Source organism: Amycolatopsis sp. NBC_00345 (genome assembly GCF_036116635.1).
Taxonomy (GTDB): domain Bacteria; phylum Actinomycetota; class Actinomycetes; order Mycobacteriales; family Pseudonocardiaceae; genus Amycolatopsis.
Map to the genome: position 1 here is coordinate 353,254 of NZ_CP107995.1, position 17,836 is coordinate 371,089.

15 protein-coding genes are annotated in these 17,836 nt (G+C 70.6%); 9 read left to right on the forward strand and 6 right to left on the reverse strand.

Features of this window, described 5'->3' with window-relative positions; translation table 11 throughout:
• Positions 1-136: 136 nt before the first annotated feature.
• Positions 137-496: a hypothetical protein gene (locus OG943_RS01665; RefSeq protein ID WP_328607869.1), complete on the reverse strand. Its 360-nt coding sequence runs from the start codon at positions 494-496 to the stop codon at positions 137-139.
• Positions 497-785: 289 nt separating this feature from the next.
• Between OG943_RS01665 and OG943_RS01670 the strand changes: the two genes are divergently transcribed.
• Positions 786-3,533 (forward strand): DEAD/DEAH box helicase, encoded by a 2,748-nt coding sequence (locus tag OG943_RS01670; protein ID WP_442874679.1) that lies wholly within the window; start codon positions 786-788, stop codon positions 3,531-3,533.
• Positions 3,533-4,711 (forward strand): SWIM zinc finger family protein, encoded by a 1,179-nt coding sequence (locus tag OG943_RS01675; RefSeq protein WP_328607871.1) that lies wholly within the window; start codon positions 3,533-3,535, stop codon positions 4,709-4,711. The genes OG943_RS01670 and OG943_RS01675 overlap by 1 nt, the downstream gene beginning before the upstream one ends.
• A 6-nt stretch (positions 4,712-4,717) precedes the next feature.
• Here the strand turns inward: OG943_RS01675 and OG943_RS01680 are convergent, their stop codons facing one another.
• Positions 4,718-5,359, reverse strand: a complete 642-nt coding sequence (locus tag OG943_RS01680) for a helix-turn-helix transcriptional regulator (protein WP_328611968.1) — start codon at positions 5,357-5,359, stop codon at positions 4,718-4,720.
• A 198-nt stretch (positions 5,360-5,557) separates the two neighbouring features.
• On the opposite strand from OG943_RS01680, the gene folE reads away from it, so the two are divergent.
• Positions 5,558-6,151: a GTP cyclohydrolase I FolE gene (gene folE / locus OG943_RS01685; protein ID WP_328607872.1), complete on the forward strand. Its 594-nt coding sequence runs from the start codon at positions 5,558-5,560 to the stop codon at positions 6,149-6,151.
• 4 nt (positions 6,152-6,155) lie between these two features.
• Here the strand turns inward: folE and OG943_RS01690 are convergent, their stop codons facing one another.
• Positions 6,156-7,403 carry an alpha/beta hydrolase gene (locus OG943_RS01690; protein ID WP_328607873.1) on the reverse strand — a complete coding sequence of 416 codons (1,248 nt, stop codon included), beginning with the start codon at positions 7,401-7,403 and terminating at the stop codon, positions 6,156-6,158.
• Between the two features lie 58 nt (positions 7,404-7,461).
• Between OG943_RS01690 and OG943_RS01695 the strand changes: the two genes are divergently transcribed.
• On the forward strand, positions 7,462-8,856 hold the full coding sequence (locus OG943_RS01695; protein WP_328607874.1) for a WS/DGAT/MGAT family O-acyltransferase: 1,395 nt from the start codon (positions 7,462-7,464) through the stop codon (positions 8,854-8,856).
• Between the two features lie 634 nt (positions 8,857-9,490).
• On the opposite strand, the gene OG943_RS01700 is transcribed toward OG943_RS01695, so the two are convergent.
• From OG943_RS01700 to OG943_RS01710, 3 genes are all read right to left on the reverse strand, one after another.
• Complete coding sequence (locus tag OG943_RS01700; RefSeq protein WP_442874773.1) at positions 9,491-10,774, reverse strand: IS4 family transposase; 1,284 nt, start codon at positions 10,772-10,774, stop codon at positions 9,491-9,493.
• A 105-nt stretch (positions 10,775-10,879) separates the two neighbouring features.
• Positions 10,880-11,755: a DUF222 domain-containing protein gene (locus OG943_RS01705; protein WP_328607876.1), complete on the reverse strand. Its 876-nt coding sequence runs from the start codon at positions 11,753-11,755 to the stop codon at positions 10,880-10,882.
• Between the two features lie 186 nt (positions 11,756-11,941).
• Positions 11,942-12,886 (reverse strand): alpha/beta fold hydrolase, encoded by a 945-nt coding sequence (locus tag OG943_RS01710; protein ID WP_328607877.1) that lies wholly within the window; start codon positions 12,884-12,886, stop codon positions 11,942-11,944.
• A 148-nt stretch (positions 12,887-13,034) separates the two neighbouring features.
• On the opposite strand from OG943_RS01710, the gene OG943_RS01715 reads away from it, so the two are divergent.
• The 5 genes from OG943_RS01715 to OG943_RS01735 are packed head-to-tail and all read left to right on the forward strand — an operon-like array spanning position 13,035 to position 17,761.
• Positions 13,035-14,102 carry an acyl-CoA dehydrogenase family protein gene (locus OG943_RS01715; protein ID WP_328607878.1) on the forward strand — a complete coding sequence of 356 codons (1,068 nt, stop codon included), beginning with the start codon at positions 13,035-13,037 and terminating at the stop codon, positions 14,100-14,102.
• Between the two features lie 2 nt (positions 14,103-14,104).
• Complete coding sequence (locus tag OG943_RS01720; RefSeq protein WP_328611969.1) at positions 14,105-15,277, forward strand: acyl-CoA dehydrogenase family protein; 1,173 nt, start codon at positions 14,105-14,107, stop codon at positions 15,275-15,277.
• Positions 15,274-16,182 (forward strand): bifunctional MaoC family dehydratase N-terminal/OB-fold nucleic acid binding domain-containing protein, encoded by a 909-nt coding sequence (locus OG943_RS01725; RefSeq protein ID WP_328607879.1) that lies wholly within the window; start codon positions 15,274-15,276, stop codon positions 16,180-16,182. The genes OG943_RS01720 and OG943_RS01725 overlap by 4 nt, the downstream gene beginning before the upstream one ends.
• Positions 16,179-16,595: a MaoC family dehydratase gene (locus tag OG943_RS01730; RefSeq protein ID WP_328607880.1), complete on the forward strand. Its 417-nt coding sequence runs from the start codon at positions 16,179-16,181 to the stop codon at positions 16,593-16,595. Before OG943_RS01725 ends, OG943_RS01730 begins: the two co-directional genes overlap by 4 nt.
• Positions 16,592-17,761 carry a lipid-transfer protein gene (locus tag OG943_RS01735; protein ID WP_328607881.1) on the forward strand — a complete coding sequence of 390 codons (1,170 nt, stop codon included), beginning with the start codon at positions 16,592-16,594 and terminating at the stop codon, positions 17,759-17,761. The genes OG943_RS01730 and OG943_RS01735 overlap by 4 nt, the downstream gene beginning before the upstream one ends.
• Positions 17,762-17,836: the final 75 nt, after the last annotated feature.

Below are 17,836 nucleotides of genomic sequence, written 5' to 3' on the forward strand. Positions count from 1 at the left end.
CAACTGGCCACTGTTCATCCTGCGCTATTCCCCTCACCGGGCCGCGTGCCGCGCCCTGGCGTACACGAGCTTGAGGCTCCAGTCCGCTTCGGCGCTGCTGGGCCGGTGTGACTAGGCGGGCGTTGCGGCTGCTGAACTACTTGCCTGCGTCGAGGTCGAGGTTTGCGCCTGTGCCGAGGTTGAGGTTTGCTTCGGCGTCGACGAGCCCGCTGTTGGCAGCCTCGTCAGATTTCGCGAGGGAGCCGCCGTTCAGGCCGATACCGATGTTGCCGACGCCTGCGCCGTTGGCGACGACGGCGCCGTTGGCGATGCCGGCAGCGTTGGCTAGCCCGCCGGTGTTCTTGACAATGACCGGGACACCAACGTTGACGACGGTGCCGAGGAGGCCTTCACCGAGGGCTTGAGGTTCCTGCGGGGCAGGATGGGCTGCGAGGGTGGCGAGCAATACCGCTGCGGCAGCGGTGGCGGTGATGGAGGCCTTCTTCATGATTCGCATGGAGCGATCTTTGAGGCCGGGCAGGCGGCCGTCGATACCTCGAAGTGATGAAAGGCGTCCCGTTCACCCCTCCTGACCGTGGGGCACGGGCGGCTGAACGTTCAGCGCAGCCAGTTGGGGCACCCTGCGGTCCGATGGACGTGGCGGACACATCGTCGCTTGATGGCCGCGCTCTCATCCGGGTGGCGTGCGCGTTGACCCGGTGCTCTTGTCACAGTCACAGTCGCGAAGGGGACTTTCGCACCGCCGGTTGCGCCGTTTGTCGTACCCCTGGCCTACGGTGCTGGGCGTGGAGTTCGGTACGCAAACCCAGGCCACCTACGTCCCGTCGGATCCGCCGCGGGACGGGGTGCTGGCGCTCTGGGGAGACGAGGTCGCGGGAGACACCGCGATCGAGCTGGTGCTGCCCTCGGGCGGGAAGTTCGCGCGCACCAAGGTTTCCGCGCGGCTCGTGCCGCTCGAGCGCGCCATCCCGCGGCTGCTCGTGGTGCCCGACGACGCCAGCCCGGCCGTCACCGCGTGGTCGGCGGCCGTCAACGCCGGGGTCAACCTCGTCGCGCGCGGGCGGCTCCGGCCCGCCGTCACGCCCGCCGGTGTCGGGTCGTGGCGGGTCGGGCCGCTTGATGCCGCGGACGAGGCGTTGTTGCGGGACCTGGCCGCCGCGTTGCCGCCGGAGGCCCACGCGCTGCCGCTGTCCGGCGTCAAGCGCATCCGCCTGCACTCGCCGGAGTCGCTGGTCCGCGCGCTCTGGGACGCGGCGGCCGACGTCCTCGTGCGCAGCCCCGCGGCCGCCGTCGGGGCGGGCGGCCCGGCCTTCGCCGAACCCGAGCCCACCCTGATCGGCCCGGACGGCGCGGCCTGGCTGACCGAGCTGGAGGCCCGCCGCCCGCACGGCGCCCAGCTGATCCTGCGCGTCGAGGCGCGAGAGGGCGACGAGCCGGAGTTCGCGGGGGTCCTCGCGGTCCGGTCCACTGTGGAGCCCAGCCTGATCGTCGAGGCCGCGACGCTCTGGGACGCGCCCGAAGCCGTGCTGCACCGCCTCGGCGAGCAGGTCGAGACCCAGCTCCTGCTCGGCCTGCGCCGCGGCGCGCGGGCGTGGGCGCCACTGGGGCGGGTGCTGTCCGAGGCGGCGCCCACCGAGCTGGCGCTGACCGACGACGAGGTCGTCGACCTGCTCACCGACGGCAGCCGCGAGCTGGGCGGCGCCGGCATCGAGGTGCTGTGGCCGAAGGACCTGTTCGCCGGTGAGCTGAAGGCGAAGGCGAGCGCCACCCAGGCCCCGGCGAGCGAGGGCGGCCCGGCCTTCCCGTTGAACGGCCTGCTGAAGTTCCGCTGGCGGCTGAGCCTCGGCGGGTCGGAGCTGACCGACGAGGAGGTCGCGGCGCTGGCCGAGGCCAAGCGCCCGCTGGTGCGCCTGCGCGGCCAGTGGGTGAAGCTCGATCCGTTCCTGCTGGCCCGCATGCGCGCCCGCCGGTCCCGCAAGCTGACCGGCGCCGAGGCGCTGGCCGCCGCGCTCACCGGTGAGCTGGAGCTGGACGGCGAGACGGTCGAGTTCGCGGCCCAGCCCGCGCTGGCCGGGCTGGTGGAACGGCTGCGCGAGCGTGAGCCCGAGCCCGTCGCGCCACCGCCGGGGCTGACCGCGACCCTGCGCCCGTACCAGCTGGCCGGCCTCGGCTGGCTGGCCACGATGACCGGGCTCGGCCTGGGCGCGTGCCTGGCCGACGACATGGGGCTGGGCAAGACCGTCCAGCTGATCGCGCTGCACCTGCACCGCCGCCCGCTCGGCGCCGGGCCCACGCTGGTGCTCTGCCCGACGTCGCTGCTCGGCAACTGGGAGCGCGAGTTCGCGAAGTTCGCGCCGGGCGTGCCGGTGCGCCGGTTCCACGGCGGCGGCCGGCACCTCGACGAGCTGGCGGCCGACGAGGTGGTGCTGGCCACCTACGGCGTGCTGCGCCGCGACCGCGAGTCACTGTCCGAAGTGGAGTGGGGGCTGGTCGCGGCGGACGAGGCCCAGCACGTGAAGAACCCGTTGTCCGCCACGGCGAAGGAGCTGCGGAAGGTGCCGGCGGCCGCGCGCGTGGCGCTCACCGGCACCCCGGTGGAGAACCGGCTCACCGAGCTGTGGTCCCTGGTGGACTGGACGACGCCGGGTCTGCTCGGCTCGCTGGAACGGTTCCGCCGCACCGTCGCGCGGCCGATCGAGCGCGACCGCGACCCGGCGGCGACGGAGCGGCTGGCCACCACCGTGCGGCCGTTCCTGTTGCGGCGCCGCAAAACCGACCCGGACATCGCGCCGGAGCTGCCGCGCAAGACCGAGACCGACCGGTTCGTCCCGCTGACGGCCGAGCAGACGACCCTCTACGAGGCCGTGGTGCGGGAGAACCTGGCGCAGATCCGCGAGTCCCAGGGCGTGCAGCGGCGGGGGCAGGTGCTCAAGCTGCTGACCGAGCTCAAGCAGATCTGCAACCATCCCGCGCAGTTCCTGAAGGAGCCCAACAGCTCGCTGACCGGGCGTTCGGGCAAGCTCGCCGCGTTCGAGGAGCTGCTCGACGTGATCCTCGACGAGGGCGACAGCGTGCTGGTGTTCAGCCAGTACGTGCAGCTCTGCCGGCTGCTCGAACGGCGGCTGGCCGAGCGCGGGCTGCCCACGGAGCTGCTGTCCGGCGAGGTCGGGCCGAAGCGGCGCGACGAGATGGTGGCGCGGTTCCAGGCCGGCGAGGTGCCGGTGTTCCTGTTGTCGCTCAAGGCGGGCGGCGTCGGGCTCAACCTGACGCGGGCCACGCACGTGATCCACTACGACCGCTGGTGGAACCCGGCCGTCGAGGACCAGGCGACCGACCGCGCGTACCGGATCGGCCAGGACCGGCCGGTGCAGGTCCACCGGCTGATCGCCGAGGGCACGCTGGAGGAGCGCATCGCCACCGTGCTGGAGGCCAAGCGCGGGCTGGCCGACGCCGTGGTCGGCGCGGGGGAGAACTGGATCACGGAGCTGTCGGACGACCAGATCGCCGACCTCGTCCGGCTCGGCGGTGCCTGATGCCGCCCCGGCGGACGTTCGGCAACACCTGGTGGGGGCGGGCCTGGGTGGAGGCGCTGGAACACCGCGCGAGCGTCGACCCGAACCGCCTTCCACGCGGGCGCACCTACGCGCGCAAGGACACGGTCAGCGAGCTGAGCGTCGGCGCGGGTGAGGTGACGGCGCGGGTACGGGGGAGTCGTCCGCAGCCGTACCGGGTGAAGATCCGCATGCGCGAGTTCACGCCGGAGGAATGGGAGACGCTGCTCGACGTCGCCGGTCGCCGGCTCGGCCACACCGCGGCGCTGCTCGACGGTGAGCTGCCCGAGGAGCTGGCCGCCCAGTCCCGCGAGGCGGGCGCCGACCTCCTGCCCGGCCCCGGCGACCTGCGGCCGCGCTGCTCGTGCCCGGACTCGGCGAACCCGTGCAAACACGTCGCCGCCGTCTACTACCTGGTGGCCGACGAGGTGGACGCCGACCCGTTTGTGTTGTTCAAGCTTCGCGGCCGGCCCCGCGACGAGGTGCTGGCCGACCTGCGCGCCCGCCGGGCCCCGGCCGCGCGTGCCGCATCCGGGGCCACGTCCGTGCGCCCGCCGGACCCGGGCCTGACGCCGCACCGGGCCTACTCCCGCCGGGTCACCGCTCCGCCCGCGTTGCCGCCGGTGCCCGCCGAGCCGGGTCCGCCCGCGGTCCTGGACCTCGACCCGCCCCTGAGCACCGGCTGGACGGCGGGCTCGTTGAGCACCTTGGCCGCCGACGCCGCGTCGCTGGCCCGTGAGCTGCTGGCCGGAACCGGGGCGGTGGACCTCACGTTCGAGGAAGACCTCGCCCGCCGCGCGGCCCGTCCGGCCGCCGACGTGCTGGCGTTGGCCGCCGCGGCCGGCGTCGCGGCTCCTGACCTGGCCTCGTGGGCTCACGCCTGGCGCGAAGCGGGCCGTCCTGGCCTGGCCGCACTGCGCGACACCTGGACCCCGGGCGCCGCCCCGCTCGCCGCGGCCCGCGCCGACCTGGCCGAGGCGGGCCTGCCGGACCCGGTGAAAACCTGGCGCAATCGCGTCACGCAGGGCCCCTTGCAACTCCGCTACGGCCGCGACCACCGCTGGTACCGCTTCCTCCGCTCCGGGGCGGCCTGGTCACTGGACGGCCCGCCCGCGACCCGGCCACTGGATCTGGCTTACCCGCCGGGTGACCCGGGGTGAGCGCAGTCAGTGCCCCGAAGCGCCCTGGAGTTCCACGCAGCACTCGCCGGGGCGGGGCGGCACCAGGACCGCGTCGACGTTCGGGACGCGCAGGCCGGTCACGATGCCCGTCAGGAACGCTTGCGTGACCCCGCAGACGAGGTCCGGGGCCTTGGCCGCCAGCGGGTGGAACGGGCAGTTGCGCAGGCGCACGCGGGTCGGCGTCTCGCGGCTCGGCTCGAAGCCGTGGCGGGCCAGCACCGTCTCGGCGAGGGTGAGGCCGCGTTCGGCCCCGAGGCGGCCCGGGCGCGAGCCGGCGCGTTCGGCCGTCCCGAGCTCCTCGCCCTGGTCGGCGGCGACGCGCAAGGTCGCCTGCCGGGCGTTTTCGCCTTCGCGCTCGGTGACCACGGCGTCGAGCAGGATGTCGGCGAGCACGCCGTGGCGGCGTGGCGGGATGGTGACCTCGAAGTCGGTGCCGGCGGGCTCGTAGACCTTCGGCGTGCGGCCGACCTTGCGGATCCCGCCGACCGCCTCGTACCGGGCGCGCAGCAGGCCGGCGTCCACGAGCTTGTCGAGGTGGAACGCGGCGAGCTTGCGGGAGATGCCGACCGACGCGGCGGCCTCGTCGCGCGTGACGGGGCGCCGCGCGGCGCGGATGAACGTGTACATGCCGCGGCGCCGGTCCTCTTCCAGCGCCGCCACGGCCTTGATCGCCGGGACGGCGGGCTCAGTCGTCACCCCGCCACGATAACGCCCAAGACCGTGTCCACAAGTGGCCACGCCCACACCTGAGCTGGTCATCTTGACCCCATCACCGAATAAGACCAAGATTCATATGCGAAATATCGACGAAACGAGGGACTGTCCATGCGCTCCGCTCTCCACGTCGTCCACGAACCCGATCCCGGCATCGACCTCGCCGCCGCCGAGCGCGCGGCGGGTGAGTTCCTGCGGGCGCTCGGCGTCAGCCTTGATTCGGAGAGCCTGCGGGGCACGCCGGAGCGCATGGCCCGCGCCTACGCGGAGATGTTCACCCCACGCCCGTTCGACCTCACCACGTTCCCCAACGACGAGGGGTACGACGAGCTGGTGCTGGCCAGGGACATCCCGGTGCGGTCGGTGTGCGAGCACCACCTGCTGCCGTTCACCGGCGTCGCGCACGTGGGCTACCTGCCCGGCGAGCGGATCCTCGGCCTGTCGAAGCTGGCGCGCGTCGTCGAGCACTTCGCGTGCCGGCCGCAGGTGCAGGAGCGCCTGACCAAGCAGGTCGCCGGCTGGCTGTCGGACCAGCTCGGCCCGAAGGGCGTCGGCGTGGTGATCGAGGCGGAGCACTCGTGCATGACCCTGCGCGGCGTGCAGGCCACCGGGTCCAGCACCGTCACCTCGGCCCTGCTGGGCACGCTGCGGGAAGACGCGCGCTCCCGTCAGGAGTTCTTCGCGCTCACCGGCGTCAACAAGTAGCGACTCACTCGCCGTTCGCGGCCCACGCCCGGTAGGTGTGGTCCAGGAACCGCTCCACCCCGCGGACCACGTGGGCGCTGCGGATCGACGGGAACACGTCGAACGCGTGCTGCGCGCCCGCCAGCTCCGCGTAGGCCACCGGCTGCTGGGACTTGGAGCGCAGGCGGTCGACGAACTCGCGCGCCTCCTCCACCGGCACCAGCGAGTCGTGCTTGCCGTGGATCACGAAAAACGGCGGGGCGTCGTCGGACACGCGGTCCAGCGGTGAGGCGGCGATGTAGTCGTCGAGGTAGTTCACCGGGTCGCGGTCGGCGGCGAAGACCCGCCTCGCGAGCAGGCTCTCCAGCCGGTACTGGCTTTCCTCCGCTCCGCTCGTGGCGGCGATGTCGTACACGCCGTAATGCGGCACGCACGCCTGCACGCTCGTGTCCACTTCGGTGAAGCCCGGCTGCAGCGCCGGGTCGTTCTGGCTCAGCGCGAGCAGCGCGGCGAGGTGCCCGCCGGCCGACCCGCCCGTGACGGCGACGAAGCCCGGGTCCCCGCCGTAGGACGCGATGTTCTCGCGGATCCAGGCCAGCGACCGTTTCGCCGCGACGATGTGCGCCGGCCAGCGGCTCGTCGGCGCCAGCGGGTAGTTGATCGCCACGCAGACCCAGCCGCGGCGCGCGAGGTGGCGCATCAGGGGCTGGCCCTGCTCGTCCTTGTTGCCGATCGTCCACGCTCCGCCGTGCACCTGCAGCAGGACGGGCGCGCCGGTCACCGGCTCGCGCGGCCGGAAGACGTCCAGCAGGAACCGCTTGCCGCCCGGCGCGTACGGGATGTTCCGCTCACGCACGACCTCTGGGTCCCGGCCGCGGAACGGCAGCGCCAGCTGTCCCCACGGCGTCGCGAGGTCGCGGGGGCTCGGCGGGTGCGCCAGCCGCGCGCTGTAGTCCGGGCCGAGCGCTTCCGTCAGCGCCGTCTCCACCTCGCCGCGGGCCTTCTGCGCGGTCGCGATCAGCGAGCCGAGCCCGGCGGCCGAAAGCGCGGCGAGCGCGAGCCCGGCGCGGTCGCCCGGAGTGCGCACGCCGCGGCGCGCGAGGTGCTGCGCGGTGTCGGCGAGGGTGAGCCCGAGCAGGTGCGGCGCCAGCTCGTCGGTCAGCCACGCGCCGAAGAACACCGGGACCGAAGTGGAACGACGCCGCGGCGGGCGCAGCGCGAGGGCGGTGAGACCGAGCTGCACCGCCCGGCGGGTCAGGAAGTTCGGCTTCACCACACCGATGCTACCTCCGCGATCCACCCCCCGGCGCGTTCTGGCTTACGCTGGCGACATGCAGAGATTGAGCGGGCTGGACGCGAGTTTCCTCTACCTGGAGACGCCTTCGCAGGTCCTGCACGTCTGCGGCCTGCTCGTCCTGGACGGCTCCACGATCCCCGGCGGCTACTCGTTCGGTGAGGTCAAGCGGCGGCTGGCCGAGCGCGTCGCGCTGATCCCGGCATTCCGCCGCAAACTCCACAATCCACTCTGGAACCTCAGTCACCCGGTGTGGGTCGAGGACGAGGACTTCGACCTCGACAACCACGTGCACCGCATCGGCGTCCCGTCGCCGGGGGACGATCGTGAGTTGGCCGAGCTGTGCGCGCACATCGCGGGTCAGCGACTGGATCGCGCGTACCCGCTGTGGCAGCTCTACGTGATTGAGGGCCTGTCGAACGGCCAGGTCGCGGTGCTGCTCAAGATGCACCACGCGAGTGTCGACGGCGTCGGCGGCGCGAGCCTGATCACTTACCTGGCCGGGCTGGAGCCCGACGCGCCGCTGCCCGAGGTCCCGCACGAGGCGCAGAACAACGGCCTGCCCACGCGCGTCGACCTGATGCGCGAGAGCGTGCAGTCGGTCGTGCGGCGTCCGTTCGAAGTGGTGCGGCTGCTGCCCGAGCTGGTGGAGCTGGTGCCGCGCTGGGTCGGGAAGGCGTTGCGCGGCAAGGGAATGCCCGTCCCGTTCACCGCGCCCCGCACTTCGCTCAACGGCACGATCACCGGCCACCGCTCGGTCGCGTTCGCGCAGGTCGAGCTCGAGGACGTCAAGCGTGTGAAGAACGCTTTCGGCGTCACGGTGAACGACGTGGTGCTGGCGCTCGTTTCCGGCGCGCTGCGGCAGTTCCTGCTCGGCCGCGGCGAGCTGCCGGAGGACCCGCTGGTGGCGACCGTCCCGGTGTCGGTGCACGAGCGCACCGAGCGGGACCAGGGCAGCAACAAGGTGTCCGCGTTCTTCGCGTCGCTGCCCACGCACCTGGGCGACCCGGCGGCGCGGGTGTTCTTCCTCGCCGAGGCGAACCGGCTGTCCAAGGACCACCACTACGACATCGACGCCGACATGCTCGCCGACTGGGCACAGTTCTCCCCGGCGACGGCGTTCGGCCTCGGCGTGCGCGCCTACTCGTCGCTGCGGCTGGCGGAGCGCCACCCGGTGGTGCACAACCTGATCATCTCCAACGTGCCCGGCCCGCCGGTGCCCCTGTACCTGCTCGGCGCGCGCGTCACCGGCCTGTACCCGCTCGGCCCGGTTTTCCATGGCGCGGGCCTGAACATCACGGTCCTGTCCAACGCGGGCAAGGTCGGCATCGGCCTGATCGGGGCCAAGGAACTGGTGAAGGACCTGTGGCCGCTGGCCGAGGCCCTGCCGGAGGCGCTGGACGAGCTGCTGAAGGCGGCGCCGGAGGGTTAGCGTCTGGTGCTCCGGTCGGCTTGATGCGCCCCAGGCTTGGTTGCTCCAGCTGTCGTGGGGTGAGGCGTGGGGCGGCTGGTAGGGCTGGGTTTGTGAGGACTGGGGCCAGCGTCCCTACGTGATTTCCTCTGGCGTCACGTTTGATGTGGCGCGCGAGTTGGCCCTGTTCATCGCCGGCGGCTGTGTGCCGGGGTCAGGCGGCTGCTTCGTGCCCGGCTTCGTCTGTGGTGTCTTTGGCTCGGCTTTCGTGCAGTGGTGGTGGTGTTGTCGCGTACACCCGTCCGGTCGGTGTGGTGATGGTGCCTTGACCGCCGGGTGCTGAAGTGAAGGACCAGTCTGGTTCGTCTTTGAGGCGGTGGTGTCGTCGGCAGCGCGGGCCGAGGTTGTCTTCGGCGGTGTGGCCGCCCTTTGCGAAGTCGCGGGTGTGGTCGATGTCGCTGTACTGCGAGGGACGATGACAGCCGCAATACCACTAAGTTAAGCCGCTGGAGGCCGTAGGGTAATGGTCGGCGGGCCGGCGTGTCGGATGCTGTGGTCGGTGGGTTTTTTGACTCTGTATCGGTTGTATCTGAGTCTCCTGAGGGCGCGTGGGTTTGTTCGGTGTCGCCGCGGCAGGTGGCGACGTTCAAGAATTTCAGTCGTCGTCTCCGCGCGTGCCTTTTTCAGTTTTTGAGGGGGAAAAAGCCGCCTGGCTTGTGACCTGGCGGCGGATGACGCGGAGAGTGCGCATGAACGACAAGCGGTCGGGATCGACATCGGCTTCGTCGGCAGCCCGGCACATGAGCGCCCGTATGCTGTAGTGAGTCAGCAGCAACGCCCATATTTCTTGCTTGACCATCTCCGGCGATTGAGACCTCAGCACTCGCCCTGGCCCGCGTTGATGAGTCTTGACCTCATCAAGCAGGCTTTCGTACTCCCAACGCTCACTATAGGCAGTAGCTAGCTCGATGGCGGGTATGTCTTCAGGGTCGAGTATTGAGGTGATCAGGCGAATGGTGTCATGTTCCTCGGTTCGCTCACGGTCGGGAATCTCGTATTCGACGACACGCACCACCATGGCCTGAGTCGTGTGCGGCATGGCACCGTCTCGGATCCGTGTGAGGATTTCCTTCTTGTGGTAGTTGCGTAATTTCGGCGGGAACACGGCCGAGAGGTAGGAACCGTCCGGCAGGACACGCGCGACCGGCAGCAGAAGATTCGACTTCACCCGCCACAGGGCATCGGCGCCGGTCTCGAGCGTCTCCTGCCAGGCAGGGAAGCTGTAGAAGCTGCGGTCGGCGGTGATGAGCATGTCTGCCTCGAACGAGCGGGTCAGCTCCTTGGCCAGGGTCGTCTCTCCGGCAGGCGCACCGCCAAGCGCGGCATCGACGAGGACATGTGAGCCGCATTCGCCAAGCCCGACGACCCGCACGATCGGGTAGGCACTCGCATTCGGACCGTTGTTGGACCGATCAAACTCGGCGACGTTGGCCGCAGTGTCCGGAATATTCAACGCGCACCCGTCAATCGACATCAACCGCCACGATCTCAGCCATGCGCCTTTCGTGCCCGGGCCCGCCACGGGAACCGCTATATCCTCGAACAACTCCCGCAACGGCTCGGCGCCCAAACGCTGCCGAGCCTGAGTGATCGCCGAGGTCGAAGGAACATGCCACGAATCCGACCACGATCTCATATCCTTCAAAGATCCCACGAGTTTACGCATCACTTCCTCGTAGTCATCATCGAAGAACAAGCACATCGCCATACAAAAACGAACCATCACATGGGCTGGCAGCAGTCGAGATCGCTGCTCGCGACGCCCAGTTCTATTCAGCACGTCCTCAATGAAATCTCTCGGCACCACATCAGACAAGACCCCCAGTGAAATCCGGTCCGTCAACCGAACGTCCGCTCCACCGTTTCCCAGCAATTTCACATGCCCAGTTCGACTCACCACTCAATACTACTCAATCCCGATACCCAAGGAAAGCAATTGCCAGGCGTGTTGCCCAATCATTTCCGCTGCGCAGACGCCCTTAACTTAGTGGTATTGATGACAGCCGGGGTGCTGGCACACCCGATCCCGTGCCTGCACCAGGTCGGCGAGGGCGGCTGGTGGCCGGTAGCGGGTGCGGCCGACGCTGAGGACCTGCCCGGTGTCGGGTTCGGTGATGATCCGCCGCCACACCGAATTCGAATCCGCCGCGAGCGCCCGCGCCAGCCAGGCCGGGACGGTGCCGCAGCCGGAGAGTTCGGCGGGATCCTCGTTCAGCCCGGCCAGCGTCATAAGGTCCACATACAGGTAGACAACGGGCTTGATGCCACTGTCGCCCGGTGTCCGGTTCAGCAGCCGGTCGACCAGGACATCCGCACGCAGTTGATCCAGTGTCCTGGCCTCGCCTCCGCGACGGAGCTTCCGTGCTTGGTGGTCGAGGGAGGTGTAGATCGCCGATGCTTGTTCCACGGGCAGATCACACAGCAAGGTGGACATCGTCTCGTCCTGGTGAATCAGGCAGACGTTGCGGTCGCGCCGTCGCGCGCGGGATCTTCGCTCATATCCTTCGGCGTCCACTTTCTGCACCACCCGATTCACTGCGGCCCGTAACGACGACGGGTTTTTCCCGGCCAGCCGGGTCGCAACAATCGCGTCAACCCGACCGGCCATCTCGTCAGAAAGAGCGATGGTCGGCTCGAATACCATTCGCGCTTTGAACGCGTCGATCTCTCCACGGCGGAATGCCGCGAACGTTGCCGGTAATCGGGTTGTCAGTGCCTGCGCCAGCGCGACATCAGCCCCCGCGCGCCGCTCTGTCACCGACAGCTCCAACGCCAGCTCGGCCGTCACCGACCGGGCAGACCCACCCGTCGCCGCGAACAGTGCGACATCGGCTGCCTGCTCGGCCTCCAGCTGTGCCACCCGGATGGCCCGTTCATGAATCCGAGACAAAACATCGACGGCGTCATTTAAAGAAGAATCTCTAGAACAACTCACCCTTTAATTTTACCGACGCCACCCACCAAAAACGTCACCGAATCGAGTGAACAAGACATCTCCATATCAACCATTAAGTCCGCCCATAATTCGGTTGACAAGCAGCGTCCTCTAACTAGCCGAGTCCTCTTCGGAATCCTCGCCCGCTTCGTCGACGATCGCCGCGTGTACCGCCGTGCAAGCCGCCATCACCGCCGGCACGAACTGGTTCGCCGCCAGCACGCAAGCCGTGTGCCCGGCCGGGATCTCGTACGTGGCCGCGCCCGGGATGCGGCGGGCGAGTGAACGCTGGTGTGCGGGGGCGATGAAGCCGTCGCGGGTCGTGACGACGACCGACGTCGGGATGCGCAGCGTGTGCAGCCACGGCGTCGAGTCGAAGCGGCCGATCTCGTCGAGCGCCACGGCGATCGCCCACGGGCTGGTGGAGCGGAACTCCTCGAGGGCCCACCGGTGGTCCTCCAGGCGCGCGAGCCGTTCGCGGCGCGGCTCGCCCGGCACGAGGCCGATCCGCGCCTGGTCGCGCATCAGGTGCAGGGTGCGGCCGAACAGGTCTAGCGCGACGCGCTGGCGGAAACCGCGGCGGAAGTTGCTCGCCGTGGAGCACAGTACGAGCCCGCTCACGCGTTCGCGCTCCTGGTAGGCGACGAGCTGGCCGACCATGCCGCCCATGGAGTAGCCCGCGATCATGAACCGGTTGATGCCCAGCGCGTCGGCCACCGCCACGACGTCGCCGGCGCAGTCCTGCAGCGTGAACTCCTGCGAGCGGATCCCCTGGCCGTGCCAGCGCTGGTCGAACACCACCACGCGGTAACGCGCCGAGAGCCGCTCCAGCACCGGGTACCAGGTGAGCAGCCCGGTGCACGCGACCGAGTGCAGCAGGATGATCGCGGGCGCGTGCCGCGGGCCGATGTCCACCACCACGGTCTGCCCGCGCCCGGGCAGCGACAGTGGCTGGGGGTCCGGCACGCCGGCGGTGGGCGGGATCGTCGCGAGCCGCCGTGTGGCCTGCCAGCCGACGTCACCCAGCGCGTCTTTGAGAACCTGTTCCGCACCCACGTCGACTCGGCGCCCCCTCTTCGTTCGACGGCGTCTTCCGCTTCTGTGTACCCGGTTGCCGAGGCTTCCGGGGGTTGCCGATCCGCCCCATTCTGGTTAAGACTAGAACGTGTTCCAGTTAGTTCAGGCATCCGGAGGGAGGCCCGGCGTGGACTTCACCCCTGACGATACGCAGGCGGAGATCACCGCGCTGACCGCGCGTGTGCTCACCAAGGCCGACGAGCCGGACGGGCAGTGGCGGGCGATGGCGGACGCGGGCCTGCTCGCGCTCGCCCTGCCCGCCGACCTCGACGGCGACGGTTTGGGCGTCGCCGAGGTCGCGCCGGTGCTCACGGAGGTCGGCCGCGCTGCCGCCGCCGTGCCCGCGTACGCCGCGCTCGCGCTGGGCGTGCTGCCGGTCGAGACGCTCGGCAGCCCCCGTCAGCGCGCGACGCTCCTGCCGTCCGTCGCGACGGGGGAGACCCTGCTCACGGCGGCCTTGCACGAGCCATCGGCGCCGCTGACCACCGTGCCCGGCGCCGTCGCCGAGGCCGTCGACGGCGTCTGGCAGCTGACCGGCGTGAAGGTCGGCGTGCCGTGCGCCGCCGAGTCGGCCCGGATCCTCACCCCGGTGGCGCTGGCCGGCGGAACGGCTGTGGCGCTCGTCGACCCGCGGGCCGACGGCGTCGAGCTGATCCGCGGCCACAGCTCGACCGGTGCGCCCGAGTACACCGTGCGCCTCGACCGCGTGCGGATCACCGACGAGGACCTGCTCCGCGACCGCGCGCCCGGCCACGCCGTCGCGACGTTGCACCGGTTCGCCCTCGCGGGCGCGCTGGCGCTCGGCGACGGCCTGCTGGCCGGGGCGCTCGCACTGACCTCGCGGTACGTCGGCGAACGCGTGCAGTTCGGCCGTCCGCTCGCCACGTTCCAGGCCGTGGCCGGGCAGATCGCCGACGTCTACGTCGCCTCCCGGACCGTGCACCTCGCGGTGACGTCCGCGGTCTGGCGGCTGGCCTCGGGACTCGACGCGGACACCGACCTCGAGATCGCCGCCTACTGGCTGACCGAGCAGGCGCCGCTGGCGCTCGCCACCTGTCATCACCTGCACGGTGGCGTCGGCGTCGACCGGACGTATCCGCTGCACCGGTACTCCTCGGCGGTGAAGGACCTGTCCCGTGCGGTCGGGGGCGCGGCCCACCGGCTCGGGCAGCTGGGCGAACGGGTGGCGGGATGAGCGTGCACATCGAACTGACGGCCGCGCAGCAGGCGTTGCGCGCGGAGCTGCGGGCGTACTTCGCGACCCTCGTGACGCCGGACGAGCGCCGGGCCATGCTGCGCGAGCGGCACGGCACCGTCTACCGGGAGATCGTGCGGCGGATGGGCCGCGACGGGCGGCTCGGCGTCGGCTGGCCGAAGGAGTACGGCGGCCAGGGCTTCGGCGAGATCGAGCAGCACATCTTCGTCGACGAGGCCGCGCGCGCCGACGTCCAGCTCCCGTCCGTGACGCTGCAGACGGTGGGGCCGACGCTGCAGGCGTTCGGCACGGAGGAGCAGAAGGCGCGCTTCCTGCCGAAGATCCTCGCCGGCGAGGTCCACTTCGCCATCGGCTACACCGAGCCGGAGGCGGGCACCGACCTGGCGTCGCTGCGGACCACGGCCGTGCGCGACGGCGACGAGTACGTGGTCAACGGCCAGAAGATCTTCACCACCGGCGGCCACGACGCCGACTACGTGTGGCTCGCCGTGCGCACCGCGCCGGACGCGCCGAAGCACAAGGGCATCTCGATTCTGATCATGGACACGCGCGACCCCGGTTACTCCTGGACGCCGATCATCACCTGCGACGGCGCGCACCACGTGAACGCGACGTACTACAGCGACGTGCGCGTGCCCGCGGAAATGCTGGTGGGCAAGGAGAACGAGGGCTGGCGGCTGATCACCACGCAGCTCAACCACGAGCGCGTGATGCTCGGCCCGGCCGGTCGTGTCGGCGGCCTGCACGACCGGGTGTGGGCGTGGGCGGCCGCGCGCCGCACTCCGGACGGCGTCCCGCTGCTCGACCTGCCGGACGTGCGCGCGGTGCTCGCCGAGACGTTCGCGGTGGCGCGCGTGAACGAGCTGCTGAACTGGCAGGTGGCGGTCTCCGCCTCGGCGGGGCCGGTCGCGGTGGCCGACGCGTCGGCCACCAAGGTGTTCTCCTCCGAGCGGATCCAGCGGATCGGGCGGCTGCTGGACGAGATCGTGGGCCGGCACGGCGACCCCGCCGACGCGGAGACCGCGGAACTCGCCGAGTGGCTGGACACGCTGGCGAAACGGAACCTGGTGCTGACGTTCGGCGGGGGCGTCAGCGAGATCCAGCGTGAGCTGATCGCCTCCGCCGGACTGGGACTGCCGAGGGTGCCGCGATGACGATCGAGGAAGCCGCCGCGAAGATCGCCGCGCAGGGCGAGTGCGCGCCCCGGTACGCGCGCGACCCGGTCAACCAGGCCATGGTGAACAACTGGGTCGAGGCGATCGGCGACGCCAACCCCATTTATACGGATGAGGACTTCGCTTCGTCGAGCGTCCACAAGGGACTCGTCGCGCCACCCGCGATGGCGCAGGTGTGGACGATGGCCGGCCTGCACGGCGGCCGTGCCGAGGACGACCCGATGGGCGCGATCATGGCTGTGCTCGACGACGCCGGGTTCACCTCCGTCGTGGCGACGAACTCCGAGCAGACCTACCACCGGTACCTGCGGCCGGGGGAGCGGCTCGCGGCCACGACGATCCTCGAGGACGTCACCGGCCCGAAGCGCACCGGCCTCGGCGAGGGCTGGTTCGTCACGACCCGCACGAACTGGTACGTCGGTGAGGAACTGGTGGCCGACATGGTGTTCCGGGTGCTGAAGTTCCGGCCGCCTGCTGCTGTTGCTCCGGCCGCGCCGGTGCTGCGGCCGGTGATCAGCCGCGACACGGCGTTCTTCTGGGAAGGGCTGAAGGCGGGCGAGCTGCGCATCCAGCGCTGGGGCACGACGCTGCGGCACCCGCCGGGGCCGATGCCGCCGGACGGGTCGCTCGACGCGGTCCCGGACTACGTCGTGGCGAGCGGCCGCGGCACGGTGTACAGCTACGTCGTCCACCATCACCCGGCGGTGCCGGGAAAGCGGCTGCCGTTTGTGGTGGCGCTGGTGGAGCTGGAGGAGGGTGTGCGCGTGATGGCCGAGCTGCTGGACGCGTCGCCGGAGGAAGTCCACGTCGGACTCCCGGTGATTGCGGCGTTCGTCCGGGTGGACGACGACCTGACCCTGCCCGCGTGGAAGGTGGCGCCATGACTGACTTTTCGGTGTCGGATTTTTCGGTGGGTGCGCAGCTGCCGCCGCTCACGATCGAGGCGACGCCGACGTTCGTGGTCAGCACGGCGCTCGCGACGCGGGACTTCCAGGACGTTCACCACGACCGCGACGCCGCCGTCGCCCGCGGTTCGAAGGACATCTTCCTCAACATCCTCACCGACACCGGCCTGGTGCAGCGGTTCGTGAGCGACTGGGCCGGCCCGGAGGCGCTGGTGCGGTCGATCAAGATCCGGCTGGGCGTGCCGTGTTACGCCTACGAAACCCTGACGTTCACCGGGCGCGTGGTCTCCCGCGACGGCGCCGACGTCGAGCTGGCCGTGTCCGCTGTGGACAGTCTCGGCGAGCACGTCACGGGCACGGTTTCGCTGACCCTGCCGGGAGGTGCCTCGTGACGCTCTCGCGGAAGGCGGCCATCGCCGGGATCGGCGCGACGGAGTTCTCCAAGGAGTCCGGGCGCAGCGAGCTGCGGCTGGCCGCGGAGTGTGTTTCCCACGCGCTGGCGGACGCGGGCCTTTCGTCGTCCGATGTGGACGGTCTGGTGTCGTTCACCATGGACGGCACCGCGGAGATCGCACTGGCGCGCGAACTGGGCATCCCGGAACTGTCGTTCTTCAGCCGGATCCACTACGGCGGCGGGGCGGCGGCCGCGACGGTGCAGCAGGCCGCGCTGGCGGTGGCGAGCGGGGTCGCGGAGGTCGTGGTGGCTTACCGGGCGTTCAACGAGCGTTCGGAGCAGCGGTTCGGCCAGGTGTCCTCCGCCGCGGCCGGGCAGGTGAACTCCTCGGGCGTCGACAACGCGTTCCACTACCCGATGGGCATCGCCACCCCGGCGGCGACGGTGGCCATGGTCGCGCGCCGCTACATGCACGAGTACGGCGCGACGAGCGAGGACTTCGGGCGGATCGCCGTCGTCGACCGCGCGCACGCGGCCACCAACCCGAACGCCTGGTTCCACGGCCGGCCGATCACGCTGGCCGAGCACCAGGCGTCGCGCTGGGTCGCCGAGCCGCTGCACCTGCTGGACTGCTGCCAGGAGAGCGATGGCGGCGTCGCGCTGGTCGTCACTTCGCTGGAGCGGGCGCGCGACCTGCGGTATCCGCCCGCCGTCATCGCGGCCGCGGCCCAGGGGAGCGGGCCGGACCAGTACGTGATGACCAGCTACTACCGTGACGACCTCGCGGGCTTGCCCGAGATGGGCGTGGTCGGGCGGCAGCTGTGGGCGCAGTCGGGACTGGGACCGTCCGATGTGGACGTCGCGGTGCTGTACGACCACTTCACCCCGTACGTGCTGATGCAACTGGAGGAGCTGGGTTTCTGCCCCCGCGGCGAGGCCCCGGGCTTCATCGCCGGCGACACGCTTTCGCTGGGCGGCGCGTTGCCGCTGAACCCGCACGGCGGCCAGCTCGGCGAGGCGTACATCCACGGCATGAACGGCATCGCCGAGGCCGTCCGCCAGGTGCGCGGCACGGCCGTGAACCAGGTGCCCGGCGCGTCGTCGGTGGTGGTCACCGCGGGCACCGGCGTCCCGACCAGTGGGCTGGTCTTGACGAGTCACTGAGCGCGACCCATACCCCGGCCCCGTACGCGTCTCGCGTGAGCCCCGGTAACTCTTGTGGGGCAACGGCTTTCACCC